General features: G+C 52.1%; 28 protein-coding genes. 13 read left to right on the plus strand and 15 right to left on the minus strand.

What is annotated here, in order from left to right; all coding sequences use genetic code 11:
• Positions 1-97: 97 nt before the first annotated feature.
• The 3 genes from AB6B37_RS11955 to AB6B37_RS11965 form a co-directional block, all read right to left on the minus strand.
• Positions 98-526 (minus strand): DUF1489 family protein, encoded by a 429-nt coding sequence (locus AB6B37_RS11955; RefSeq protein ID WP_371396041.1) that lies wholly within the window; start codon positions 524-526, stop codon positions 98-100.
• A 328-nt stretch (positions 527-854) separates the two neighbouring features.
• On the minus strand, positions 855-1244 hold the full coding sequence (locus tag AB6B37_RS11960; protein WP_371396042.1) for a hypothetical protein: 390 nt from the start codon (positions 1242-1244) through the stop codon (positions 855-857).
• 275 nt (positions 1245-1519) lie between these two features.
• Positions 1520-2110, minus strand: a complete 591-nt coding sequence (locus tag AB6B37_RS11965; protein WP_371396043.1) for a TlpA family protein disulfide reductase — start codon at positions 2108-2110, stop codon at positions 1520-1522.
• Between AB6B37_RS11965 and argH the strand changes: the two genes are divergently transcribed.
• Positions 2109-3533 carry an argininosuccinate lyase gene (argH, locus tag AB6B37_RS11970; RefSeq protein WP_371396044.1) on the plus strand — a complete coding sequence of 475 codons (1425 nt, stop codon included), beginning with the start codon at positions 2109-2111 and terminating at the stop codon, positions 3531-3533. The genes AB6B37_RS11965 and argH overlap by 2 nt on opposite strands.
• Positions 3534-3538: 5 nt before the next feature.
• Complete coding sequence (locus tag AB6B37_RS11975; protein WP_371396045.1) at positions 3539-4111, plus strand: NUDIX domain-containing protein; 573 nt, start codon at positions 3539-3541, stop codon at positions 4109-4111.
• Here the strand turns inward: AB6B37_RS11975 and AB6B37_RS11980 are convergent.
• The 3 genes from AB6B37_RS11980 to AB6B37_RS11990 are packed head-to-tail and all read right to left on the minus strand — an operon-like array spanning position 4108 to position 5911.
• Entirely contained in the window at positions 4108-4320 is a 213-nt protein-coding gene (locus tag AB6B37_RS11980) for a DUF1289 domain-containing protein (RefSeq protein ID WP_371396046.1), read from the minus strand. The two genes, AB6B37_RS11975 and AB6B37_RS11980, sit on opposite strands and share 4 nt — an antisense overlap.
• A gap of 8 nt (positions 4321-4328) precedes the next feature.
• Positions 4329-4703 carry a hypothetical protein gene (locus AB6B37_RS11985; protein WP_371396047.1) on the minus strand — a complete coding sequence of 125 codons (375 nt, stop codon included), beginning with the start codon at positions 4701-4703 and terminating at the stop codon, positions 4329-4331.
• The gene (locus tag AB6B37_RS11990) at positions 4700-5911 is read right to left on the minus strand and encodes a DUF2891 domain-containing protein (RefSeq protein ID WP_371396048.1); all 1212 of its coding nucleotides are present in this window, start codon (positions 5909-5911) and stop codon (positions 4700-4702) included. The genes AB6B37_RS11985 and AB6B37_RS11990 overlap by 4 nt, the downstream gene beginning before the upstream one ends.
• Here AB6B37_RS11990 and AB6B37_RS11995 point away from each other — a divergent pair.
• Positions 5910-6785: a polysaccharide lyase gene (locus AB6B37_RS11995; RefSeq protein ID WP_371396049.1), complete on the plus strand. Its 876-nt coding sequence runs from the start codon at positions 5910-5912 to the stop codon at positions 6783-6785. The two genes, AB6B37_RS11990 and AB6B37_RS11995, sit on opposite strands and share 2 nt — an antisense overlap.
• 9 nt (positions 6786-6794) lie before the next feature.
• On the opposite strand, the gene AB6B37_RS12000 is transcribed toward AB6B37_RS11995, so the two are convergent.
• The 3 genes from AB6B37_RS12000 to AB6B37_RS12010 form a co-directional block, all read right to left on the minus strand.
• The gene (locus AB6B37_RS12000; RefSeq protein WP_371396050.1) at positions 6795-7595 is read right to left on the minus strand and encodes a hypothetical protein; all 801 of its coding nucleotides are present in this window, start codon (positions 7593-7595) and stop codon (positions 6795-6797) included.
• Positions 7596-7716: 121 nt separating this feature from the next.
• The gene (locus tag AB6B37_RS12005) at positions 7717-8493 is read right to left on the minus strand and encodes a hypothetical protein (RefSeq protein WP_371396051.1); all 777 of its coding nucleotides are present in this window, start codon (positions 8491-8493) and stop codon (positions 7717-7719) included.
• A gap of 9 nt (positions 8494-8502) precedes the next feature.
• A complete protein-coding gene (locus tag AB6B37_RS12010) occupies positions 8503-9273 on the minus strand; it encodes a hypothetical protein (protein WP_371396052.1) in 771 nt (256 codons plus the stop codon).
• Positions 9274-9452: 179 nt separating this feature from the next.
• Here AB6B37_RS12010 and AB6B37_RS12015 point away from each other — a divergent pair, with 179 nt between their 5' ends.
• From AB6B37_RS12015 to AB6B37_RS12025, 3 genes are all read left to right on the plus strand, one after another.
• Positions 9453-9653: a lipoprotein gene (locus AB6B37_RS12015; protein ID WP_371396053.1), complete on the plus strand. Its 201-nt coding sequence runs from the start codon at positions 9453-9455 to the stop codon at positions 9651-9653.
• A gap of 2 nt (positions 9654-9655) precedes the next feature.
• Positions 9656-10930, plus strand: coding sequence for a diaminopimelate decarboxylase (gene lysA / locus AB6B37_RS12020; protein ID WP_371396054.1), 1275 nt, complete (start codon positions 9656-9658; stop codon positions 10928-10930).
• Positions 10931-11035: 105 nt separating this feature from the next.
• Positions 11036-13819, plus strand: coding sequence for a DUF4175 domain-containing protein (locus AB6B37_RS12025; protein WP_371396055.1), 2784 nt, complete (start codon positions 11036-11038; stop codon positions 13817-13819).
• A 6-nt stretch (positions 13820-13825) separates the two neighbouring features.
• Here the strand turns inward: AB6B37_RS12025 and AB6B37_RS12030 are convergent, their stop codons facing one another.
• Positions 13826-14647 (minus strand): DUF3426 domain-containing protein, encoded by an 822-nt coding sequence (locus AB6B37_RS12030; RefSeq protein ID WP_371396056.1) that lies wholly within the window; start codon positions 14645-14647, stop codon positions 13826-13828.
• 159 nt (positions 14648-14806) lie between these two features.
• Between AB6B37_RS12030 and AB6B37_RS12035 the strand changes: the two genes are divergently transcribed.
• Genes AB6B37_RS12035 through AB6B37_RS12050 form a run of 4 tightly spaced genes read left to right on the plus strand, consistent with a single transcriptional unit; the run spans position 14807 to position 18058 of the window.
• Positions 14807-15523, plus strand: coding sequence for a cell division ATP-binding protein FtsE (locus AB6B37_RS12035; RefSeq protein WP_371396057.1), 717 nt, complete (start codon positions 14807-14809; stop codon positions 15521-15523).
• The gene (locus AB6B37_RS12040) at positions 15520-16392 is read left to right on the plus strand and encodes a cell division protein FtsX (RefSeq protein WP_371396058.1); all 873 of its coding nucleotides are present in this window, start codon (positions 15520-15522) and stop codon (positions 16390-16392) included. Before AB6B37_RS12035 ends, AB6B37_RS12040 begins: the two co-directional genes overlap by 4 nt.
• On the plus strand, positions 16389-17093 hold the full coding sequence (locus tag AB6B37_RS12045; protein ID WP_371396059.1) for a YdcF family protein: 705 nt from the start codon (positions 16389-16391) through the stop codon (positions 17091-17093). The genes AB6B37_RS12040 and AB6B37_RS12045 overlap by 4 nt, the downstream gene beginning before the upstream one ends.
• Positions 17090-18058, plus strand: coding sequence for a DUF2125 domain-containing protein (locus AB6B37_RS12050; RefSeq protein WP_371396060.1), 969 nt, complete (start codon positions 17090-17092; stop codon positions 18056-18058). The genes AB6B37_RS12045 and AB6B37_RS12050 overlap by 4 nt, the downstream gene beginning before the upstream one ends.
• Before the next feature lie 17 nt (positions 18059-18075).
• On the opposite strand, the gene AB6B37_RS12055 is transcribed toward AB6B37_RS12050, so the two are convergent.
• Genes AB6B37_RS12055 through AB6B37_RS12065 form a run of 3 tightly spaced genes read right to left on the minus strand, consistent with a single transcriptional unit; the run spans position 18076 to position 20518 of the window.
• Positions 18076-18978 (minus strand): prephenate/arogenate dehydrogenase family protein, encoded by a 903-nt coding sequence (locus AB6B37_RS12055; protein ID WP_371396061.1) that lies wholly within the window; start codon positions 18976-18978, stop codon positions 18076-18078.
• 3 nt (positions 18979-18981) lie between these two features.
• On the minus strand, positions 18982-19761 hold the full coding sequence (locus tag AB6B37_RS12060) for a chorismate mutase (protein WP_371396062.1): 780 nt from the start codon (positions 19759-19761) through the stop codon (positions 18982-18984).
• A gap of 7 nt (positions 19762-19768) precedes the next feature.
• On the minus strand, positions 19769-20518 hold the full coding sequence (locus tag AB6B37_RS12065) for a methyltransferase domain-containing protein (protein ID WP_371396063.1): 750 nt from the start codon (positions 20516-20518) through the stop codon (positions 19769-19771).
• A gap of 78 nt (positions 20519-20596) precedes the next feature.
• Between AB6B37_RS12065 and gloB the strand changes: the two genes are divergently transcribed.
• Together gloB and AB6B37_RS12075 are read left to right on the plus strand one after the other, a co-directional pair.
• A complete protein-coding gene (gene gloB / locus AB6B37_RS12070; RefSeq protein WP_371396064.1) occupies positions 20597-21331 on the plus strand; it encodes a hydroxyacylglutathione hydrolase in 735 nt (244 codons plus the stop codon).
• Between the two features lie 26 nt (positions 21332-21357).
• Positions 21358-22668: a serine hydrolase domain-containing protein gene (locus AB6B37_RS12075; RefSeq protein ID WP_371396065.1), complete on the plus strand. Its 1311-nt coding sequence runs from the start codon at positions 21358-21360 to the stop codon at positions 22666-22668.
• Positions 22669-22675: 7 nt separating this feature from the next.
• Here AB6B37_RS12075 and AB6B37_RS12080 read toward each other — a convergent pair whose 3' ends face one another.
• Entirely contained in the window at positions 22676-23668 is a 993-nt protein-coding gene (locus tag AB6B37_RS12080; RefSeq protein ID WP_371396066.1) for a TraB/GumN family protein, read from the minus strand.
• 8 nt (positions 23669-23676) lie between these two features.
• Positions 23677-24495, minus strand: coding sequence for a sterol desaturase family protein (locus AB6B37_RS12085; protein ID WP_371396067.1), 819 nt, complete (start codon positions 24493-24495; stop codon positions 23677-23679).
• A gap of 81 nt (positions 24496-24576) precedes the next feature.
• Here AB6B37_RS12085 and AB6B37_RS12090 point away from each other — a divergent pair, with 81 nt between their 5' ends.
• Complete coding sequence (locus tag AB6B37_RS12090; RefSeq protein ID WP_371396068.1) at positions 24577-25263, plus strand: Crp/Fnr family transcriptional regulator; 687 nt, start codon at positions 24577-24579, stop codon at positions 25261-25263.
• The last annotated feature ends 60 nt before the right edge of the window (positions 25264-25323 follow it).

Genomic DNA, 25323 nt, shown 5'->3' on the forward strand with positions numbered 1-25323 from the left:
AATTAGAAAGCCCCGCTCAAACGAGTGGGGCTTTTTTATTTGGTATTTACAAAAGCGCAAATGGCAGCACGTCACAGACAAGCAGCGTATGGTCAGTCTACCATGCGCCCAAATCGGTTAACTTCCGACGTAATTCTGCCGGCAATTCGACACCACCTGTGGCTTCGGTCAGGTCTTGGGGAGCGTCTTCTGCTTTGAGGTACCGCCAGCCTTGGAACGGACGGCGCGGCGCAGGGATAACAGCAACAGGGCCAGGTTCCATAAGAATTGAGCAGCGACGGATACCATCATTGCCGCGTTTTTCCTCTAGCCCAATAATTTTATTGCGGCACTGAATTTGCCCTTTAATGACCCAATAAATAGAGCCACCGTCGAGCAACGCCTCGACCTGTTTCGGGAACATACGGGTTACATGTTCATGCACAGGGGATAGGCCGCGAGCTTTGCGCCTGCGCACAACAAGACGCTGCCATTCGGCCAATGTGTCGATGCCCTCAGACCCGACAGACAATTTTTGCAAATGCACAGTCACGTTTTAGTTTACGCAGAAAACGCAAGCTTGGACGAGGGGGCAAAGCAAATAAGATGTGGTTTAAAAAGGTTAACGTGCTCACGCCGTTTCATTCATCTACGGTTTAAGCTGGATCGATAATGTGTCCTGTGCTTGGGACTTGCCCCTAACCTCGTCCCTTGGCCATTTGTCAAATGGGCTCGCAAGAGTAGCACATACGACTCGCCTGCTGTGGGCTGGCGAGTCGTTTTACATTTCGGGGCGACTCGCCAATTGTGGGCTGGCGAGCCGCTTACATTTTGGGGACAACCCGCCAGTTGTGGGCTGGCGGGTTGTCTTAAAGTTATTCTTGAGGCGGCGTCTCGGATTTATAATCCATCTCATCGTCCGTCTCAGATGTGCCGTCATCCCAGCTGTCATCAACTTCGCCAAGCTCGCCTTTATTCAGGGCGCCGTCAGCATTAAGATCACGCTCTGCAAAAGCGAGGTCGTAATCACCTGTTGCGACAAGTGCGGCATGCGCTTCATCACCCTCGGCAGCTTTGGCTTCGACATAGGCGATAAATTCACCACGGTTGAGCATGCCGTTTTGGTCGACATCAGCGGACTCAAAAGCTGTTTTTACAGGTTCATCTGAAGCCGCCATATCTGGATTTGCAGCACAAGCAACTGTGGCGCTACCGCCGGTCAAAGCGAGGATCAATAGGGGTCGTATAAATGTCATCTTTGGCATAATTGCCTCCATGTAGATGCCCCCCGGCCCGTTAATCATGACCCGTTTTTAAAAACCCTCAAGTGAACGCTTTGCAATGTTGCTGACATGTAAAACCTGCCATGTTTTGGGCACAATCAGGGCTAAACCCGTCAAACATCTGTCAAATTGCCGTCCACAATTTAGCCGTGCTTTGGTAAGGTTACGGAAAGCGAAGATTAAATCTGACGCTTTAGCCAAAAGAATTTAGACCCATCCGCATAAAATGAGCGAAAAGTGGCTAAGATTCACAAAAGCTATTGCGCGATTAAGTAGTCAATTAAGGCCAAGGCCTCTTCCGAACTCCAATCCGCTTCACCTGACAAGCGCGCAACCTCGCGTCCTGTGCGATTATAAAGGATAGTGGTCGGAAACCCTGGCAAAACCAGCTCACCCGTCATACGAAAGGTTTTATCATGCCAAAGCGCCATATCATTAATGCCGTTTTCATCCGCCCATTCACGCGCCATCTCTTTATTGCGGTCAACACTAATGCCGACGACTTGAAAGTCGGAGCCGCCCCGTAGCCGTTGTAATTCATCCAGCGAGGGCATTTCAGCGACACAAGGCGGGCACCATGTGGCCCACGCATTTAGCAACACCACCTTGCCGTCATAATCGGACAAGGTGACTGCCTCCCCTGTCACGGTATCAAAGGGTAAACTAGCGGGCCGAGTTGGCGGCACGTCAAGTGTGGTCAAACCTTTCAATGTTTTGACAGCAAAGCGGTCAAGTGCGCCTTCTGGCCCTTGGCAGGATTGCACAATCACGCCAAACAGGGCAAAGACACCAAATAAAATCATCGCCCGAATGGCGTTCCCTAATGTGAATAAACGAGACATCATCATGACTGATACATCTAAGGTAAATAGCGACCAAACAAAAGCATCAGTAGGCCAAAAAATGTGGGGTGGACGATTTAGCGCAGAGCCGGGCGAATTGATGCAAGCCATTAATGTCTCAATTGATTTTGACTGCAAACTTGCCGCCCAAGATATCGCGGGATCCAAAGCCCATTCTAATATGCTAGCCGCGCAAAGGATTATCACGAGCGATGATCGCGACGCCATTCACAAAGGCCTGACCGAGATTGAAGCCGAAATTAATGACGGCACCTTCCCGTGGTCGCGAGAGCTAGAAGATATTCACCTAAATATCGAAGCGCGCCTACGTGATAAAATCGGCGATGCGGCAGGGCGGCTACACACGGGTCGGTCACGCAATGACCAAGTCGCAACAGATTTTCGCCTTTGGGTGCGCGATGCGCTGGATAATTTTGACGCCCAGATTGATACACTCCAACGTGCCCTATTGTCGCAAGCGGCAGGCAACACGGATACCATCATGCCCGGCTTTACCCATTTGCAAAACGCACAACCCGTGACCTTTGGCCATCATATGCTCGCCTATTTGGAGATGTTCGCGCGTGACCGTTCGCGCCTTGCTGATTGCCGCGCGCGTATGAATGAAAGCCCGCTAGGTGCCGCCGCCTTGGCTGGCACGCCCTATCCGATTAACCGCGATATGACAGCAGAGGCGCTTGGCTTTGACCGCCCGATGGCCAATTCGCTTGACGCTGTGTCTGCGCGTGATTTTGCGATGGAAGCGCTTTCTGCGGCCACAATTTGCGCTACGCATTTATCACGCTTATCAGAAGAAATCGTAATTTGGACCAGCGCGCAATTTGGCTTCATCACCCTGACCGATGCCTTTACAACAGGCAGCTCTATCATGCCGCAAAAACGTAACCCCGACGCAGCGGAATTAATTCGCGCGAAAGTCGGCCGCATTATGGGGGCGATGACAACACTGACCATTGTCATGAAAGGTCTGCCGCTGGCTTATTCCAAAGACATGCAAGAAGATAAAGAACCCGTCTTTGATGCTTTCGAGGCACTATCCCTAGGACTGGCTGCAATGGCAGGCATGGTCAGTGATATGCACCCCAATAAAGACCGCTTAGCAGAGGCTGCAGGCGCGGCCTATTCCACGGCGACAGATCTGGCCGATTGGCTCGTGCGGTCGCTGAACATGCCGTTTCGCGACGCCCATCACGTCACCGGCACAATTGTGGCGCTAGCCGAACAAAAGGCTAAAACGCTCGACGCGCTGACATTATCTGAAATGCAAAGCGTGGAACCGCGTATCACCGATGATGTCTATTCGGTCCTCTCGCCGCTCGCCTCTGCCAGTTCGCGCGTCAGCTACGGCGGCACAGCACCGAGTGAAGTGGAAAAGCAAGTCACGCGCTGGCAAGAAATTTTAGCGTAAAACCTATGTCTTCTGATTTTGATGAAACGCGTGATCCTTGGACACGGCTTTCCAAACGCGTGGTCTTTGACAGCCCTTGGATAACTGTTGAGGATCACACATGTCGCGACCCGGCGGGCAATGACACACAATACGGCGTCGTGCGGTTTAAAAACCGTGCCGTCGGCGTAATACCCCTACATGATGACGGCACCATCACACTTGTTGGGCAATACCGCTTCGCACTGGAACAATATTCATGGGAGTTTCCCGAAGGCGGCTGCCCACAAGGTCGCGACATGATAGACACAGCCGCAATGGAACTGTCAGAGGAAACAGGACTGCGCGCCGAAAGCCTGACCCATTTCATGGATTACCATTTATCCAATTCGGTCACTGACGAATCTGGTGCGCTTTACCTTGCGCGCGGCTTAACGCAAGGCGAGGCGCATCCAGAGGATAGCGAAGAATTGCATATCCGCCGCGTCACTTTAGACGCACTTTTAAAAGAAATAGAGGCAGGCAAAATCACAGATTCGATTACGGTTATGGGCGCGTATAAACTGGCGCTTTGGCGGGCCGAAGTAAAGCTTGATTAATCCGCGTCTATGCTGTCGGGGCTTTCGGGGTCGATTCCCATGTCTTTTAGACGCGCGGATAACTCGGTCATAATAAACTGGCGCTGCACGTCTGAATATCGTGTCCAGCGCGCAATTTCCTCGCGTGACCGACCGCACCCTTTGCAGAGGCCGCGCTCTAAGTCCAAATCACAGATAAGCTTGCAAGGGCTCTCGATTTGCGGGGTCATGGATAGGCTCATGACTTTGCGGCCTTTTTTGCTTTGCGGGCACGGAGCATCGCTACCCGCTCATCATGGCGAGATAACAGATACCACCATTCCTCACCGTCTCTGTCAATTTTCTTGGCGCCGACTTCATGCAGAAACTTGCGCACATCATTGTCATCATAGCCAACGATGGGACGACGTAATGCGTCAAAGCTACGATCAGTGAAACTGCTGTGACTTAGCATTTCAGTCAGAAGGCTTTTGACGACTTCCGCACTTTGGTTTTTGAGCTTGAACATGTTTATGTCGTGTTTGAACCGCTTAGTTTGCAAAGCGTAATTCATGACACCCGAAATTAGGCCGCCAATCACAACACCAAGTAAGGCCCAGAGCGGCGCACTCATTCTTGCCAACCGCGGTCCGTCATTAGGTAAGTCGCAAAACTCGCGAGCCAATGCGAGCCTGCGTAATGCTCGTCACTAACGGCAGCGACACCTGTATCGGCATGGATTTTAGCTGCCGCTACTAATGACGCTTTGCGCGGGTCCCCATCTGGCAAAGCGCGCGCAATATTATAAAGATTCCATGCGCGGGAGGAATTCACCCCGTCCAAATGCACCAGCTTTCCGTCTGTTATATCGTTGACAATGCCTGGCGCAAGCCAATCACCCGAACCGTCTGTTGGCACAGCGGGCATATAGGCGGTAAACCAGACGTCAAAATCACTGGGGCTTAGGATGCGCCGCATCAAATCAGCGGTCATAAGACACGGCGAAAGAAAATCCTCTCCGCTAGGTTCATAATCCAGCGGGCAATTGACGTCGTCCTTATGAAACGCGAGCGATTTCTCAATGATTAACCGCTCCATTTTGGTATCACCCGCCGCCCGCGCCCAATCGAGCATAAGCCCAAAGGCAAAGGCGCTTTGATTATGGGTGCCAAGGCGAATCGGATAAGCGAGTTTTGGCAACCATTCATTGAGGCTATCTGCGATATCGCGTTCGAGCGGCATCAGGCGGTCTAGCCAAATTTTTGCTTGTGGAGCAAGTGAACTATCGCTGGCTGACACTTCACGGAGTTCCGCCGTCAGTTGTAAGAACCACGCCAAACCGTAAGGCCGTTCCCATGACCCGCGTGCGGGGCGGGCAAAATTGGCAATCTCGCTGTCGATGTTGCTTTGGGTAAAATTGGCGTCAAGCTTGGCAAGCGCCTCCTCTCGCCAGATTGTATCCTCGGGCGCGTCCCGCAAAAGCCGCACAAGCAACCAATGGCCATGAACCGCACTATGCCAATCAAAACACCCGTAAAAAACGGGAAAGATGACTTTGGGGCGGCCGATTTCTTCAGCCGTATCGGTTGTACGCGATATCTTATTGGGAAACTCTTGGTCGACACAGTTCACCGCCAAGGCGGCAAAACGGTCCGCTAATGCGGCGTCTATATCCCCGGGGTAAGAGAGGGCAGCACCCGTTTGCTGCGACATCGCCATATCATCCACAGAACGAGTGGCGGTGGTCATATCCGGGTCAACAGGCCCACAGGCGGATAGCGCAAGCGCCCCTGTCAATAAAATTGATGGCAGAAGAGTATTTTTCATATTAAGCATAGACATGATTTACCTGTCCCCTTTTAAATTGCAATGCACAGTTTACGCGGCGACTGTGTCCGCAGCCTTATTCCTAGGATCCTGCGCCACAATGGACAGCGATACTCCAAAGGGGTTTAGCGCTATGGTGGGATTTGAAAACCCTGATTACGCTGTTGGTGATCCCTATGACGTCACCCGTCAGAAAATGGATTGGACGGTCAGAGGAAAGCCGAGCCGTATGAACGCGCAGACAACACAAATCACAGATAAGGTCGCTCATAACGGGACGCGCTCATTGAAGATTACCTATGCAGCGAATGTGCAATCTGTAAAGCAAGCAGCATGGGCGATTGACGGCGCGCAGAGCTACACACTCTCTTACGCTTTACAGTTTGAAGACGGTTTCGCCTTTAACGGACAGAGCAGCGCAGAAAGCGGAAAAAACGGCGGCAAATTACCTGGTCTTGCGGGACGCGGTGTTGACGGGTCGCTCTGTTCCGGCGGAATGAATTGCGCAAACGGCGGCGGATTCACAGCCCGGTTAATGTGGCGCACGGACGGCGAGGCCGTTCTATATTTATATGACCACTTAAAAAGCTTAAATGGGCGTAAATGGGGTGAGAATATTGCCTTTAAAAACAATTCGCGGTTCATCCCCGGACGGTGGCATCACATCAAACAAACGGTCACGCTTAATACGCCCGGACAAGCCAATGGTCGTATTGATATTTGGATGGACGGCCAGAAAACAGTCACCGTCAAAGACCGCGAGATTGTTGCACGCGGTGAGGACATTGACACAGTCTTATTTAGCACCTTCTTTGGCGGCAATAGCCAGCCGTGGTTTCCCAGCACACCACAAACCGCCTATTTCGACGATTTTGCGGTGCGTCCGTAACGCGGTTCTTTAAGGATCAATCTTGGCTTTGACCGCAGCATAAAGCGGGTCATGCGCATTAGTAGAATAAGGCATTTCTACCCGCGTTAAGCCGCAATCATCTTTAATAAGCGCGTTGGATAAGCCGTCATATATAGCCAGTGCGATTTTATCCAAGGCCACTTTATTGGTATTATAATAACCCGAGCTAAACAGGCAGAGCCGCATCACTGAAATCAAAGGCTGCCCATTCGCACTCGCAATCTTATTATAGGCACCAATCGCAAGCGCACAGTTGGCACCCATATCACCGCAGGCCGCAAGGAAAGCCGCGTCATCCACATAATTATAACCAAAAGGCGGACAAGCATAAAGCATGCCCGTGTTTTGCGACACACCATGAGGTGCTAAGCTGCCCCCAGAGGCATCCTTGCCAAATATATCAACAAAGGCCAGTCCGTCGTTTTCACCACCTGGATTTCCGTTATTCAAATTTTTAATGATGTGGTTATCATCGACTAGCGAGAACGCCGTTGGGTCTTCGGTTTTATAGGCTTCGGACTTGGCACCGCCTGCGCGCGCCTGCCTTAGCAATGACAAATGTCGCGTGGCATATTCACCTGTATTTTGATGGCTCAGCGCATGCATGAAGCCCTTATTAATGCCCTCTCCGCCGACATAAAGCCCTTGGGAATTACCCGCATTGACTGACACCATATTCCCATGGGTCGAGGGCGCCCCATAAAACAACGGTGGGTATTTGCCCGTGGGTTGATAAAAGGCGGCCTCAACGGATGTGCTAGGAATTGTTACTGTAGAAAAAGTCGTCATTGTGATGCTCCTATGTGCCCCGATGGTCGAAAGGGCATAGGCATCATGGGGATGACCCCGAAATATGATAAGCGCGCGCCCTCGCCATCACTAACAACTTATCACAACAGGCCCTTTTAAACTACGGCTTATTATTCTCACTATTACCGTCATCTTTGCCTTCATCTTGGTCAGGGCCAAAACCAAGCGATTTCATTTTCTTAATGCTCGGCACTGGGGCGAGTGTATACGGACCCCCGTTAATGATAAGGCTCTCGGCCCCCATCTCTTCTAAGGCATCTACATCGACAACATGGGCTTTCCCAAATAGCGCAACAGGGGCATTGATAACCGCGCCGTTCACAGACGCCTTGATATCAGGCGGCGTATCAAGGTCTTCATAAGTCACCATGGCGTGCGTCATTTTCGGGACAAACATCGCCATCGGCCCAGGCAGCGTCGCTTTGTAATGTGATTTCCCATCCTTTAGGCCGTCCATGACTTCAGCCATTGAATGCGTGCCAGAGGCGCTTTTAAACTGAACATCCATCCCCATGCCCATGCCGATTTTACCATCGGCGCGCGTTGCCCCGCATAGCTCTGCCGTATCAGGCAGCATTTTTGTCTTAGAATGAAATTCTTTAATCTCGCCGTCCTCTGAAACCTCGAACATATCCCGCGTGTCGCCATTTTTAATATAAAGCGACATAGGCACGGCCCGTGTTTGTGCATCAGCAAAATAAGCTTTAACAACCGTATCAACGCTATCACGACGACTGTCTTTTAGCTTATCGATTTTCTTATACATCTTGCTGACACTGTCGACGCTAAAACATTTTTCAGTTTCTGGAATGTCTTCGGCCACGGCAAAATGACTGCAAAGTGTTAGAATAGTCGCTGACACGATAAATTTTTTCACGATGTCCCCTTAAAGATTTGAATCCGTTTTATATAATTCTGGATAAAGTTTTTTCTCGCCAATACCAAAACGACGCATCGTTTTAATACTGGGGACAGGCGCCAATTTATGCGGCGTGGATATCTCCACGGCATCTGCCCCCATATCCTCAACATCATCAAGCGCGAAGATATAGCCCTCGCCGTAGCGTTCAGTTTTAAGGTCGCCGATGACTTGTTCGCCTTTCATGGCGGTCACGATAGGGACGATGTCACCTTCCACCTGCACCGATAAATGATCTGTGTCGGGCATAAACATGCGCGCCACAGCCGGAACCATTGTTTTATAAAGTGATTTTCCGTCCTTTGTGCCCTCTTCCAGTTCAGTCAAACTATAACGCGGGCCAGACGTCTGGAAGTAAGGGGTCAGGCCCATTTCAAAATAAAGGCCTTCATCATCGGCGGGGCGGCCTTGGCGGGCCGCGTCCTCAATGCAAATATCACCCTCTCCTGCTCCGCCTATCACAACGTCGCTAAAATCGGGCACGGTTCCAGCGTCAGTCACGGTAAAGGGGACTTCCGATTGCCCTAGTTTTAAAAAAAATCGGTCAGGTAATGTCCCGCCGTCATAGATTTTAAACTGCGGATTAAAAGTAATGTCGACAACATCACGCCGTTTCTCACTTTTATCTGCTAATTTATCTTTGATTTCAGTCGCGTATTTCGCTGGAAAGCAAGAGGTTAGTCCCTTTATGCCTTCACGGTCAAAATCATCTGCCGATGCCGTTTGAACCGTGCTCATTAGCCCTAAAAGCGTCGACCCCAATAAACTTAATCTTATCATAGATTTATTCTGCCCTGCCCAATCATAAATCGCTAATGAAAGATTGGACAGATTACATAGAGAGCAAAAAACAGCCTATTTGTCTGCTAGACGCCGCCTATCATTGCGCTTAAACAAGAACAAATTCGGAGTTTATTATGACACGCAAATCGCGCGCTATGGCGCTCAGCCTCTCGACAGTAATAGCCGCCGCTAGCCTTTCAGCCTGCGGTATCAAAGGCGACCTTCAAACACCCCCACCTGTTTTTGGTGCCGATAAAGTCGCCAAGCCGTTACCCAAAGCCCCTGTTCAGGGCCAAACGTCGCAAAACCAAACATCGACGCCTGCGCCTGAATAAACATGCGGCACTTTGATTTCAAAAATGGACATATGCACTGCGAAGGTGTGTCCTTATCTGATATCGCAGACCAAGTAGGCACACCCGTATATGTCTATAGCAGTGCTACATTTGAGCGCCATTTCAGCGTCTTTACCGAAGCCTTTAAAGACCAAGACACGCTTGTTGCCTATTCCGTCAAAGCTAATTCTAATATTGCTGTGCTTGCAAGCCTTGCCAAATTAGGTGCCGGTGCCGATGTCGTTAGCGGGGGCGAGCTGGCCCGCGCCCTCAAAGCAGGTATCCCTGGAGAGAAAATTGTTTTCTCTGGCGTCGGCAAAAAACCCGCTGAAATGCATGCGGCATTGACCGCAGGTATCCATGTTTTTAACGTTGAAAGCCAAGCTGAGCTTGATGTTCTTAATTCCGTCGCCATTGAAATGGGTAAAATCGCGCCCATTGCTTTTCGGGTCAATCCTGACGTATCCGCAGGCGGGCATGAGAAAATTTCTACAGGCAAGGCGGAAAATAAATTTGGCATTGCATGGTCATCGGCTGAGGCTGCTTATGCTTATGCGGCGACGCTGCCGGGTATCAAAGTCGTGGGCGTTGACGTTCATATTGGCAGCCAGATTGTCGATCTTGCACCATTTGAAACCGCCATCACCAAAGTCGGCGGTCTGATTAAACGTCTGCGCGCACAAGGTCATGACATCCAGAGCTTTGATGTGGGCGGCGGTCTGGGGATTAATTACGGCAATAACGCTGTAACCCCACCGCAACCGTCAGAATACGGGGCCATGGTCAAGCGTCTGACGTCAGATATGAATGTCAAAATGATATTTGAGCCTGGCCGTATGATTGCTGGAAACTCTGGCGTATTATTATCCGAGGTCGTTTATGTTAAAGACGGCGAAGACCGCAAGTTCCTGATCATTGACGCAGCCATGAATGACCTTATCCGGCCTGCCCTTTATGATGCCTATCACGATATCGAAGCCGTGCGCGCACCGGGCTCTAACATGACCGAAGTACTTTATGATGTCGTCGGACCGATTTGCGAAACAGGCGATACCTTTACCAAACGCCGTATGTTACCTGAAATGGAAGCGGGTGACCGTCTAGTCTTCCATAGTGCGGGGGCCTACGGCGCGGCGCAAGCAAGCCAGTACAACACTCGCCCGCTTGTGCCCGAGGTCCTCGTGCGTGGGGGTGAATATCACGTTATTCGGGCCCGCCCCACAGTAGAGGACATCCTCGCCGGCGAGTCTATTCCCGATTGGCTTGACGCTCCCTAACCTCACAGCATTGTGTCATAAAACTGCCGTTATGCGCCATAATAGCGCTGGGAAATGTATCAAATTTAATGGGCTTTTTCATGGCCTCTCTCTATAGTAGCGGTGATGGCTCGTAATCAGACCCAAAATGCCGGCAAAGATCCGCTCTTAACTCATGCTGACCGTTTAACGCAGCGTGCGCGGGCGTGGCTATTTTGGGAAGAATATGCCCTTATATTCGCGGTCGCCGCGCTTATCATATCTGTGTTTTTAATCGCGGCTTTCGCAGGTATCTGGGAACGTATTGGTGATCCGTGGCGTCTCATCACATTATTTGTGGCCGTTTATTTTATTGTAAAGTCTGTTTTATCCGCTCGCAAGACGCGTGTTCCAACTCAGTCTGACGCCGCGCGGCGTGTCGAACGCGATAATAGCATTAGCCACCGCCCCCTTGATGTGCTGCGCGATAATCCCGTTATGTCAGGCGAATTATGGGACAAACACGTTCTGCGGGCACGCCAAAGCGCGGTTGATTTGCGCCCTGCAAAGCCCGTTTCCGTGCTGGCTCCCAAGGATAAATATTTTCTGCGGTTTGCGGCGCCGCTTGCCCTCGTTCTCGCGCTCATGGTCGGTGCGGGTGATAATTTGGAGCGTTTAAAACGCAGTCTGACACCGGGGTGGCAAGGTGGTATATCCGCCAAAGGCGTGACCTTCGATGCGTGGGTTGACCCACCCGATTACACAGGACGCCCGCCCGTTTATTTCAGAGACAAACGCAAGGTCGAAATTCCAGCAGGTTCAGAATTAGTCGCGCGTATATCAGGCACGAAAGATGCTCCCCGTCTTAAAATTACCACTGACCGTGGCTCGCGCTATTTGGGGCTAACCCGTCTTGGCCCAACCAGTTTTGAAGCTCGCACGACGCTGACCCGCAACGCGGCGGCTCGTTGGCGCATTGGCACTTTTGAGAAGAGATGGCGTTTGACCGTGCTACCTGACACACCGCCAACGGTAACATTAGACGCCGCACCCAAAGCCGATAAACGTGACCGTTTGGCGATGACTTATTCCTTATCAGATGATTTCGGCGTCACAGGTTTAATGCTGGAAATGCGCTTGCTGGATGACCCTGACGGGGCAGCGCAAATGGTCGCTGTGCCTTTATCTTCATCATCTGTGCGTAGCGCAAAGGGCCGTGAAACCGCGCTAAACCTAACCAAGCATATTTGGACAGGGCGTAAGGTCTCTGGACGTTTGGTGGCAACAGATGGTTTAGGACAATCGGCCATGTCGCAATTTGAAAACTTTACCGTGCCTGATAAAATTTTCATCGAGCCGCTGGCCAAAGCCGTCGTCGAGCAACGCAATCTGGTACTGGCGGCAGAGGGAAAAGACTACGCCCCACTGCCCCGCCGTACGCGGAAGGAATGGGCAAATATGCCCTATTTCGACACCTATCAAACAGATAGCAAGCTTGGTCGTGCGCCAGCGTCTGTCCAGCGCGCGGCTTTGCTGATTGAAGCTGTGACCGATGAACCTTCAGGGCTATATGAAGACCCAGCTGTCTATCTAGGTCTGAAAAATGTGCTATGGCGCATGCGCTACGCGCGTAACGCAGACATGCTGGTCGGGATTGAGCAGGATTTATGGAATATCGCTATCCGCGCCGAATTTGGCGTATTGGGAACCGCATTGCAGGAAATGCAAGAAGCTGAAGCCGCACTAAATGAAGGCATTGCTCGCCGCGCGCCAGAGCGCGAGATTGATACATTATTTGACCGCTATAATGCGGCCGTAGACCGCTATATGGAAGAGCTTCGCCGCAAAGCCATTATGGACGGCAATGTCGCCGAAAGTGACGGCGGTGGTGGTGGCGGTGGTCGCAATGCTGATGAAATTAAAGAGCTGTTGAAAGCCATTGAAGAAGCCAATGCCCGCGGTGATAGCGAAGGCGCACGCAAGGCCCTAAAGCAACTGGCAGAGCTGCTTGAGAATATGCAAATGCAAATGGCACAAGGCGGCAGCGGCGGCGAAGGCGGCGACCCGAGTCAAGGCGAACTCTCTGAGGAAGAGAAAAAAGCGCTAGAAGACCTCGCTGACTTGCTGGGTGAACAACGTGAATTAAAAGACGAGACAGAACAGTCCGAACGCGCCCAACAACGGGCCGAACAGCAAGGCAGTCAAGAGGGCGGTAATTCCTCTGGTGGCCAATCTGGTCAACAACCGGGCGATGACGCACAAGCGGACAACGCCCCAAAATCTGCAGATGAGCTGGCGCAGCAACAGGCCCTATTAGAAGACCTTCTGGGCAAGTTAGAAGACGGCTTGCCCGCCTCAGGTGCCCTCCGCGAGGGAGGCGATGACGGTCGCGCAGACGGTGACGCCAAAGGTAACGGCGAACAGGCTGGCGGGCAATCAGGTGACGAAAGCCAAGACGGCGCGCAGGCAGGCGGCGGCGGAGAAACCGATCCAGACGGCCAAGGCACAGGCGGCGGCGAGCGCGACGATGCGCGCAGCCCGACCAAATCCCCTGAAGAGGCTCTGGCGGACGCCAATGAGGCCATGGGTCGCGCCCAAGACGCCCTGAAGTCTGGCGACCTTGCTGGCGCATCGGAGGCACAAAAAGACGCCATACAAGCGCTGCGCGATGCCGCAGGCGGTATTTTGGAAGCCGCGCAAAGACGCGGTAACCAAGACGGCGAAAACCAAAGCGCAGAAGGCGGTTCAGGTAATCCGCTGGGCCAAAACCAAGGTGATCAGAATGATGATTTTTCCGATGCCGATTTAGACCAACGTGATAACGCCACACGGTCTCGCGAATTAATGGAAGAATTACGCCGCCGCGCATCAGAGCAAGAGCGCGACGAGGCCGAGCGGAATTATTTGGAACGCCTGCTAGAGCGGTTCTAATACCGTTTAATTCTCAGCATCCTGTGATGTATCGCCTTCATCTGGCATTTCTATTGGCGTTATGGTTGGCACAGTTGTCTCGTCAATGAAGCGTGTTTTAAGTGTCACAGCATCCAAGGCCGGGTTTGGTTTTTGCGTCGTGTAATCTGTACGCCCACCTTTAGGCAGCACGGATTTGTCCAAATCCACGACCCATGACACAACCATTTCGTCGTTACTATTATGCAAAGAAAGCTCCACCATTGGCAGCGATAATTGACCATCGGAAATGTTACGTACGGAGCCTTTGACAATCAAAGTGGGCACGCCGTCAATTTCCGCATAACGCGTTTCTGGCGGGTCCAGCATAAGACCTGAAAGGCTAACATCCACGCCAACCGCTTTATAGAGCGTAGCGGCTTTGGGGTGTTTTTGCACAATGTCTTGGCGGAAATGATAAGCGCCATAGGCCCCCGCCGCCATAATTGATAGCGGCACCAGCCATATCGCCAACACCCCGCGCAAACGACGGTTGCGACGACGACGATCCGTTTTTTGGCGCATATCAACATGCGCGCCCGCCTTCATCTCATTACTGCTGTGGTCATCTACATCATCAGATTGCCCAGCGGCGGCGGTAACTATAGGCTTTGTTATTTTGGGCGCCGGCACCATATCTTCGCGTTCATTATCGGCAAGCGCCAAAGCATCCATCGTCAATTCAGCAGACGGCGCGGGCACAAACCATGTTGTCGTGCAACTGGCGCAGCGCACAGTTCGGCCGTTCGGGCCAATGGCGTCCTCAGTTGTTTTATAACGCGTTGCACATTCTGGACAGGTGATAATCATGACAGCCTCCACCCCGACACACTGTGATTCGGAGTTATGGCCACTGTCTCCAATACGACGCAATAAGTCCAGAGTTCGCGTAACACCGGCACAACAGACATGAATTAGCACTGGTCGAATAAGTCAAATTTGCCTAAACCCTCACCGTGACTATGACACATGACATCCAACACGGCCCGAAAAGCCCCCATGCATAGCGGCACTCAATCCACTGTGCGCTTTGACCGCGTCGGGCTTCGCTATGGTCGCGGGCCAGAGGTGTTACAAGATATTGATATTAATCTGCGCGCTGGCAGTTTTAATTTCCTAACTGGCCCATCCGGTGCGGGGAAATCGAGCCTATTAAAGCTGATGTATTTGGCGCTGCAACCCTCGCGCGGGCTGGTCACTTTATTTGGCAAAGATATCGCCACCCAAAGCGTGTCTGACCTGGAACAAATCCGACAGCAGGTTGGCGTCGTCTGGCAATCCTTTGGCCTTTTGGATCATTTATCGGTCTTTGATAATGTCGCCCTGCCATTGCGTGTCAAAGGGGCCGCCCATGACAGTTACGCAGGCGATGTCAAAGACTTGCTCGATTGGGTCGGGCTCGGCGCAAAAGCAGGGGCCATGCCCGCGACCTTATCGGGTGGTGAAAAACAACGCGTTGCCATTGCGCGGTCTGTGATTGTGAAGCCTCTCTTACTCATCGCAGATGAACCCACGGGGAATGTCGACCCACAAATCGGCGAGCGCCTGATGCGGTTGTTTTCTGAAATGAACCGCATGGGCACGACCGTTATCATTGCTACGCATGACCGCGGCCTCATCGATTTTGTGCCAGGTGATGTTTATCATTTGCAAGATGCGCATTTGTTTCAAGAGGTTGGGGCGTGACAAACAAACCTACATTGCGCCAAGCCCCACTCCTGCCTGTCAATCATAAAGCTGACAGACCCCTACGCATTGTGCTGACCATAATGGCATTTTTAGCGGCCCTCGCCCTTCTCGGCTCTCGCATGGCTGAACGCGCCTATGCAGGATGGGAATCAGAGCTTTCAGGGTTTGCCACAGTCCAAATCATGACCGACACCGCGGACGGCGCGATAGACGTAACGCAAACAGCACGTAAGGCCCTGAAGGGTTTTAACGTCGTGCCCGTTGATACTGTTTCAGCCAAGGCCTTGATTGATCCATGGCTGGGCGGGGCAGATTTACCCGAGGGTATTATCTTGCCCGTGCTTTTGCGTGTTGAGACAACGGATCGTAGTGCACTTACCGCTGCGATGGACACAACAGGATTACGGTATCAGATTGAAGACCAAAGCCGTTGGCAAGCCGAGCTATCACGTACCCGCAACCGAATTGGTTGGGTCAGCGGATTATTACTTCTGTTAATTGTCAGCGGTAGTTTGGCCACGACGATATTTGCCACACAAAGTGCGATTGCCGCAGAGGCGGGATCAGTATCCGTCTTTACCCAAGTCGGCGCATCGGAGCGATTTATTCGCGGGCTGTTTGTGCGTCGCGCGTTGCGCATTGGGTTGGTCAGCGCCGCGACAGGTGCAGTATTAGCGGCTGTTCTTGCGTTAATTTTAACAGTGTTGGGCGGCTTTGGGGATAGTGCCTTTTTACCCGAAGTGTCGATTGCTATACGGGATATTATCGCACTGTTAGTCTTGGTCGGCGTGTTAACAGGGCTAGGAGCCTTAGCGGCAGGGGCCGCCGTACGCCAAATCCTAAAAGCGGGACGGCGCGCAGCATGAGCCCTAAAAAAATTAAAGCGAAAATCACCCGCAAACAAAGACTATGGGGGCTTTTTAAATTTATGGTCTTTGCCGCGTTTTTAATGGGCATGGCCATTGTTGGTGGGTTTCTAGAATTTACTCGCCAAGTCAACGCGCAGGACAAGCCCGACCCCGTACCCAATGCCGACGGCATTGTTGTTTGGACAGGCCCAGGCGGCGGACGACTGGATGCAGGGACGCATCTATTGACCGAAGGCAAAGGCGAGCGGTTATTAATCTCTGGCGTCAATGCGCAAAACTCACGCGACGATATTATCAAAGTGCTGGGCCTATCTGCGGATCAACATGATTGTTGCCTTGATCTGGATTATGCCGCAATTGATACGATTGGTAATGCACGAGAAACGGCTAGCTGGGCGCAAGCCTTGGGTTATGAGCATATCATACTCGTAACGTCAGATTTTCATATGCCGCGCGCGCAAATGGAAATCACCGCAGCCGCTGGACGTATCCGTATTACCCGCTACCCTGTGACCAGCATAAAAGCAGGCCCATGGTGGCGAGACCGCGATCAATTCTCACGGCTATCAGAAGAATATGGAAAACTTTTGGGTAGTTTCGCGCGAAGACCACGCAAGCTATCCTCCGACCCGAAAGTTCCCGCGATAAATACAGCAGAGCCACAGAACCCTGACCCACAAAGCAAAGCCGACGAATGAAGCGTTTTGTCATTATTTTTGCGGTGCTACTGGGCGGCTATGTCGCTTATTATTTTACCCTGCGCGCGGGATTATCCAAGGCCCTCCTCACTGCACAATCAGACTTAGCCGAAGACGGCGTCACATTATCCCTGCCCAATATTGTCCATAGCGGCTTTCCCCTATCCGTGCGCACGACACTGACGGACGCGCAAATCTCTGGACCCAAAGGATCCGTACGCGCGGAAACGGCGACACTCTCCGCCTCTCCATTTTCACCGACCCAATGGACTCTACAAAGTCGCGGCGACATGCGTGTGGATTGGCGGGCCGATACAGATAGGCGCTATCTTTTTGATGTATCGCCTAGCTTGGTGCGCGCTGACTTTGGAGCAAGCGTGTTAGGGCAGTTAAAATCCGTCAGGGTAACAGGGTTTAAACTTTCTACCACACCCGTCATCGGCACGCCGCCCCCCTTGCGCGCGGTCGACAGTGTCGTGTTTGACATAAGAGCTGACGGCGGAAATATGGCTTATAAATTATCAGCCGTGAACGCGTTTTTCGACCGTGACGCAGCACGCAATATACAGCGTATTTTCGGGCCACATATCAAGGCGTTATCAGTGTCAGGCACGCTGAGCGACTTATCAGCACTGGATAATGAAGCCGTGTCGGAATGGCAAACATTAGGAGCGTTTACAGTGGACGATTCTGATTTAATCTGGGGTGACGGCCAATTTAAATCGACCGTCAATATGGCCTTTGCCGAAGGCCGTCCTACGGGCACGATGACGCTAAAGGTGCGCGACGCGCAGACCTTGCTCGACGGCCTTATCGCGGCAGGAACAATTGACAATAATGCCGCCTTTGCCGCCCAACTCGCCCTTATGGCTGCGCCGCGCGATGAAATGGGTCTTGTTGTGCTGACCCTACCGATTACAGACGGCGAAGTGCGATTGTTTGGGCAGAAAATATATCGGTTTTAAACGCTTTTATACGCCCCCTAATCCACCTTCCGTCCAAAATCAGCATCCGCACTATCCTGACCTGCATCGACAATCTTGCGTCTTATATCACGGGTCTTTGTGAAGTGTTCCAGCAGTGGGTCACCGTCTTCCCATCTTATCGCACGTTTAAGCGCCGACAAATCCTCAATGAAGCGGTCAACGACTTCCAACACCGCATCTTTGTTTTCAATAAACACATCGCGCCACATGACGGGGTCTGAGGCGGCAATCCGGGTAAAGTCCCGAAAGCCCCCTGCGGAGAACTTCACCACTTCATTTTGCGTAACGGCTTCCATATCCACCGCCGTTCCAACTAAGGTATAGGCGATTAAATGCGGAACATGGGATGTTGTTGCCAGCACAATGTCGTGGCGTTCTGCTGTCATAAAGGCAACCTTACTGCCCAACGCTTCCCAAAATTCACCCAGTTTTTGCGCGGCCGCGTCATCCTCATTATCAGGGGTCAGGATACACCATCGGTCTTTGAACAGTGTCGCAAAGCCTGCCTCTGGCCCGCTATATTCAGTGCCCGCGATTGGGTGGCCCGGTACAAAATCGATATCGCTGCGCATATAGGGTGTGACGTCTTTAATCACGCCGCCTTTCACAGAGCCCACATCAGACAGAACCGCCCCCGCCTTCATAAAAGGAATAATAGCGGCGGCGACAGGACCCATTTGCCCGGGCGGCACGCAGAGTATAACCAAATCCGCTTCGCCCGCTAGTTTTGTAGCGTCCACACGCACAGTGTCAGCAATGCCAAGTTCTGTTATTTTGGCGCATACAACATCAGAGCCGTCGGCAATAAGCACAGATTTACATGCGCCATTGGCCTTGGCTGCACGCGCGATGGACGAACCGATAAGCCCGCCGCCGACAATTAATAGCGTGTCAAACATAGCTTAAATCTCGCTTAGCGGGGACGGCAAACAACCAATTATTTTGGCTTGCGGATCAAGAGCGGCCACTGCCGATATATCATCGGTATAGCCTTCGACAGAATAAAGGCGGTGATCACCCGCCTCTGATCGTAATTTGTAGGGCCGATTTAAAGCCTTTATTGCGTCGGGCTTCGTCACCGCGATTAGCATTGTGTCCGCACCAGACGAGGCAATGTCCGCCGTTGCGACGGCCACTGCCCGTGGCCAGCCAGCCCCAACACGCGGAAGACCCGCCAAGATATGCATATCGGGCATAGCCCCGCCTGCGCATAATGCCGTCCACCAGCTATTCATGCCGCCCGGCGCGGGTAACACCGCGACCCCTTCGTCCTCTCCGTAAGCATTGGCCAAAGCGGCGCTTGCGGTGGGGTAAGAGCGCGCGGGAATAGAGCGTCCAAAACGGTCATGCACGAGTGTCCAAACATCCAGCACGTCACCTTCAAGCGCAATATGAAGCCGCATAGGCCCTTGCAATGCAAGGCTCGCGCTCATCAGTTCAGCCCAAATTTTCGATACCAGCGTCGGCGACGCTTCACCCGTGCGTCCCGACAAATCACGCACATGGCTATCCTCTCGGGACGGACGCCACACCCGCGCACCCGATTTGGCGCGACGTACAGCGGCGGCGAGTTCTAACCGTTCTGCAATTAATCCCAATAGGGCATTATCAACCCGGTCAATTTCCACACGGACTTGTTCTATCGGCATAATAGCGGAGGTCTTATCAGTGTTATCCGTCATAGAGAGACTATGCCTTTTTATTGCGTTGGGAGGCGCGCGAGCCAATAGGGGCCGACCCGAAACTTGGCCGCATAACAAGTCGCGCGCTCTTGCCCGAACTTTCGGCATAAAGACGCTTTAGCGCTTCGACAAGGACAACGCCGGAAAAACTTGGACAGACAGTTTCCCCGAAACGCTCACATCCGCGCACAATACCGGGGCTCGATAGGCGCCTGCTGGGCGGTACAAATAACGCGCCAGACCAGACCGTTGGCAAGAACCCTGCCGCCTTTAACGCGCCGCGCAATTGACTGCGCGAAAAAGGACGGCCCGCGCCAAAGGGCGAGCTGTCAGACCCTGCCCATAATCCAGACCGATTAGAGGCCATCACAACAATCCGCCCTTCGGGACGGGTAACACGCCATAGCTCTGATAACAGCAAATGCAAATCGGGTGTCTCTTCTGCGCCGTGAGCCACCAAAACGTCGTCAAAACTAGCGTCCGCAAAAGGCAGTCGCGCGTCTTCTGTCAGGCAAGTAATTATGCCGCGCCGTCCCGCTTGGGCCAAAGCCCCCTGCTCACCCGGCATAGCCAGGACCGTACGGTGTGTTTGCTCTGCGTAATCCTCTAAATAGGGCCAAGCATAGCCGTAGCCTAAAACATCACGACCCGATAAATCTGGCCAGAGGTTATCCAACCGCCGCGTCACCATAGCCTTAGCCGCCGCTCCCATGCGGGACGCATAAAACTGCTCTAGCTGTATGACCGTCTGTCGCATCGTCTTTGTTTTGGCCTTGTATCCACCTTTAATAGGCTTACTCTATCGCAAAATAGCTCAAAAGGAACGGTCTAATCTATGTTGCATATCGCCTTGTTTCCCTGCCTGTCTGATAATTACGGGTTTTTGATTCATGACAGCGAAAGCGGACAGACGGCCACAATCGATACACCCGATGGAAACGCCATCACCGCAGCGCTAGAGGCGCGGGGCTGGAACCTCACCGCGATTTGGAACACCCATCACCATTTCGATCATACGGGTCATAACCTATCGCTTGCGGCGCGGTATGACTGCCCCATCATCGGCCCAGGCCATGACGCGAAACGTATTCCTGGCCTGACCCAAGGCGTAAGAGACGGCGATGTTTTCAAGCTTGGTAGCCATGACGTTCATGTGCTGGAAACGCCTGGTCATACTGACGGCCATATTATTTTTCATATTCCAGACGCTCACGACGGTGCGGGCGCGGCCTTTGTCGGGGATACGATTTTTATCATGGGTTGCGGCCGATTATTTGAAGGTACGCCCGCGCAGATGTATGAAAGCATGCGAAAAATAGAGGCCCTGCCCCACAGCACGACACTCTACTGTGCCCATGAATATACGCTGTCTAACGCCGACTTTGCCAAAACGGTTGAACCTGATAACCGCGCTATGCTTGATTACATCAAAACGGCAGAAGACTTACGCGCCAAGGGTAGGCCCACTGTCCCGACAACTGTCGCGCGCGAGCTTTCTATCAATCCGTTTATGCGTGCGAATACGCCAGAAAAATTGGGCGAGATACGTCGCGCCAAAGATAAATTTTAAATTACAATAAAACTTAGGGGACAATTATGAGAGACTTTATTCGCGCGATATCAGCAAAAACGACAATGGGCATGGCTGCGATGTTACTTAGCAGTTGCGCTGACACGGCCGCGCCAATTGCCCCCCCGACATTTAACACGGCTGCCATGGATAGCCTGTTATCAGCCGCTGTGGAGCAAGGCGAGGTTATCGGTGTATCAGCCTTAGTGTTTGACGAAGGGCAAACGGTTTATACAAATGCCTTTGGACTTGCGGATCGGGAGCGGGCCACGCCCATGACCATGGACACAGTCTTGCGCATTTACTCCATGACGAAACCCGTAACCTCAGCCGTGATTATGGACTTAATGGAAGAGGGCAAATTATCACTCTCTGATCCGGCTGCGAAATATATTCCCGGCCTTGCGAACATGCAGGTCGCGAGCCTTGGTCCCGACGGAACCCCCATGTTAAACCCGCAAGAAAATCCCATGACGATTGAGGATTTATTGCTGCACCGCGCAGGCTTGGGCTACGGGATTTTTGGCCCCATTAACGGGGTCGAGGACGCCTATATGAAGGCAGGATTATTTGATCCAACACAGACCATGGAAACCGTTGTCGATAAAATAACGGGACTTCCGCTGCTGCAACAACCGGGCACAGCCTGGTATTATAGCCTGTCGATTGATGTGCTGGGCCGTATCGCTGAAGTTATCGAGGGCAAGCCGCTGGGCGATATAATGCAAGAGCGGATTTTTGAACCGCTCGGCATGACGGAGACGAGCTTTCTGGTGCGCCCTGACCAAGTTGCCCGCTTTGCGTCTAATTACGCGGTGACGCCTGACGGATTTGTTTTAGAAGACGATGGCCAAGACAGCCCGTTTGCAAAGCCTACTAGCCGCCTGCAATCAGGCGGCGGCGGGCTTGTCTCTACACTCGAGGATTATGCAAAATTTGCGCAAATGATGCTTGACGGCGGTATTTATAATGGCCAACGCATCTTGGACACAGGCACCGTCGAGATGATGATGAGCCCGGTTATGGACGCGGATGATACCTATTTATTTCCGTGGCTAGGCGGGGATACGGATGTTGGCTTTGGTTACGGCGGGGCGGTGGTCTATGCAGACTCGCCAAAGGGGCAAAGCCTGCGCGGCCAAACCACGGGCCAATGGGGATGGTCAGGCGCGGCGCGTACGCAGTTTTGGGTCGATCCGAAAAATGACGCCTTTGGCATTATCATGCTGCAAATGTTTGTTGCTGATGACCCTGCAATCCATGACGCCTTCCAAGCACTGGCCTATGCGCAGACTCGGGATGATTTGGCAGAGGCTAACATAGAAACCGCACAATAGGCTTGGCCTATTGCAGTCTCTGGGCGCTCAAACCTTCTGTCTTTAACATCGCAATGACGCTGTCAGGGCCGACCATATGACCTGCGCCGACCGCAACAAATTTGACACCAGGCTCATCTAGCGCAGAGGAAATCGCTGGTATCCAATCACGGTTACGGTCCACCATAAGCGCGTCATAGCCCTCTTGCCCGCCAAAAACGAGCGGGTCCGCCATTGTGGCGGTCAATCCGGTGACGTCGCCGTCAGCCCACTCACTCGCCAGCACATCCACAAATTCTGTGCCAAGGTTAAGCGTTTCAACAGTAACCATTAGCCCGTCAATTTGCTCGTCCATATCAGCCGAAGACAATACGCCAATCTGGCGTTCGATTGTCTCTAGATATTTAAGGGTCTTGCCCTCTAATTTCGCCTCACTAGCAAGCAGCGTATCCACACCTTTGTTGGGGTCATAGCCCGCTTGCATAATGCTGCCGACCGATAGCTGAAGCCCCAGCAACCAGGGCTTAAATCCATTTATAGCGTCTGCCGTCGCGCCCATGGGACCCATAGTCGCCATTAATGTGGCTTCCTCTTCGTCATCCAAAACGCCCATTAACGTCTCACCTTCAGCAAACATGCCTTCTTGCGCGACAATCCGTTGGACGGCCGCTTGGCCTTCTGCGCTAGTGGTATCAACTTCCAGATAAAGCGTGTCTGCGCGTTCAAACGCTTGGTTAAAGGCCTCCGTGCGCCACTGCGTTTCAGGACGCAGCAGATGGATTGTTCCAAAAAGATAGACGGTCGTGTCATCATCGCTGATAGACCACAGCGCAGGAGACCCCGGCCCTGTGGATTCTTTCGCACGATCCGTAGCTGATTTTAAGGCCGCAGAAATATCTTCCGCACTGGCAACAGCGCTTTGAGTATCGGCATCAGTTTGCGCATTTGTGCAAGCCGATAAGCCCAAAGCGACCGTGGATATAGCGAGCGTTGTTGTCAGCAAAGAGCGAAGATATGTCATAGGGTGCCTTATGTTTGTTTAGCGACCTTATCACCAGCTTTCACAAAGGGCCACAAGAGTTGTTCACCCGCCGTTGTTTCAGGTAGGTTTTCTACCCCGAATTCTGGCGGATATTGGCGCGTGATTTTCGCCGTCCCAAATAATACGTCCCAGAAGAACAGCAGGTTTCCGTAATTGCCTTTATAATTCGTCACGCCATCCGACAAATGCCGTCCGTGATGAGCGGCGTGTGTGGCTGGGGTACTAATCGTGCGCTCAACCACCCACATGACAGGTGATAGCCATTTGATGTCATAGAGCTTACTGTCCCAGCGAATATCACTATGCGCACCGTAAATAACCGTCATTTTCACAACGATATAACCCGCATAAACCCAACCTCCGCCAAGATAAATCAAGATACCAGAGAACCAAAGGCCCGGCATCAGGAGGTAGTAGAACAGATTATTACGGTAAACGATACGAATAGACATATACTGCGCATTATGATGTGGACGGTGTAAATTATACAGCCACGGCGTCGAATGCGTTATCCGGTGCCACCAATATTGCGTCATATCATCAAAGATAAGAAACAAGCCAAGCACGGCCCAAACTGGCCACTCGGTCAAGACACCTGCATATTGAGGCACAACCAATGACGCCAAAAACGCCCCTGCAAATAAAACGAAAGGCTGGGTAAATAAAACAAGTGCACCAGAACTAATAAGTTCAACAAGGCCGTCGCCTTTGACTTGATTTTTTTTACTAAAGAATTGTGTAAATAATATTTCCGCAACAATAAACACGGCCAAAATGCTAATAATAGCAATCATCTCTGGTTTCATAACAATTCCCTTTTTGTGTTTTTATCTTGATACACAACAGAGCCTGAGTAAAATGCTAATTAGTTTACATTTGGAGCCAATTTGCCACTCGGTCATAAACCACATTCACCAACCCTAATAGAGGGTCTGCCCGCAGCTATTGCCGACATAATCTGGGCGGCAGCGACAACAGAACGCTATACAACGGGCCAAATTATCCATTACCGTGGTGACAAAAAGCCTGGTTTATCGATTGTAAAATCAGGGTCTGTTGATGTCGGCACCTTAGGCCGTGACGGACGTATTCTATCGATTGGGACTTTGGGCGTCGGGGAGAGCTTTGGCGAGTTCACCCTATTTGCCGACCTTCCGCGCACGCACGATATCAGCGCCTTAGAACCAAGCATCATCGCGCAAATCCCAGCGAGCAAAATGCATGCGCTATGTGATGCAGAGCCCTTAATCTTAAAAGCCCTGCTTCGCGTCGCGCTTATCCGCTCTCACGCTGCGTTTGAACGGCTTGATGATGACAAGCGCTTATCTTTGGCTGTACGAACAGCCAAACGCTTGCTGGGTTTAACAGGCCGTGAAAGTCAAACTAAGACCCTCTCTATGACCCAATCCGATATCGCGCATATGATGGGGGTCTCGCGCGTGTCAATCGGTAAAGCGTTGGAGGCCTTAACACGCGGTGGGTTTATCACGCGTGGTTACGGCGTGATAACCATTAACGACCCGACAGCCATGCAGGACTGGGTCGCCCGCCATAGCGTGACACATAACCTCTAGCCCGCCTCGACTTATACCACCCATTGACCTTACCCCTATTGGAGCGTAACTCCGCCTTGC

It is taken from the genome of Fretibacter rubidus (assembly GCF_041429785.1).
In the GTDB taxonomy this organism is placed as follows: Bacteria; Pseudomonadota; Alphaproteobacteria; order Caulobacterales; family Maricaulaceae; genus Fretibacter; species Fretibacter rubidus.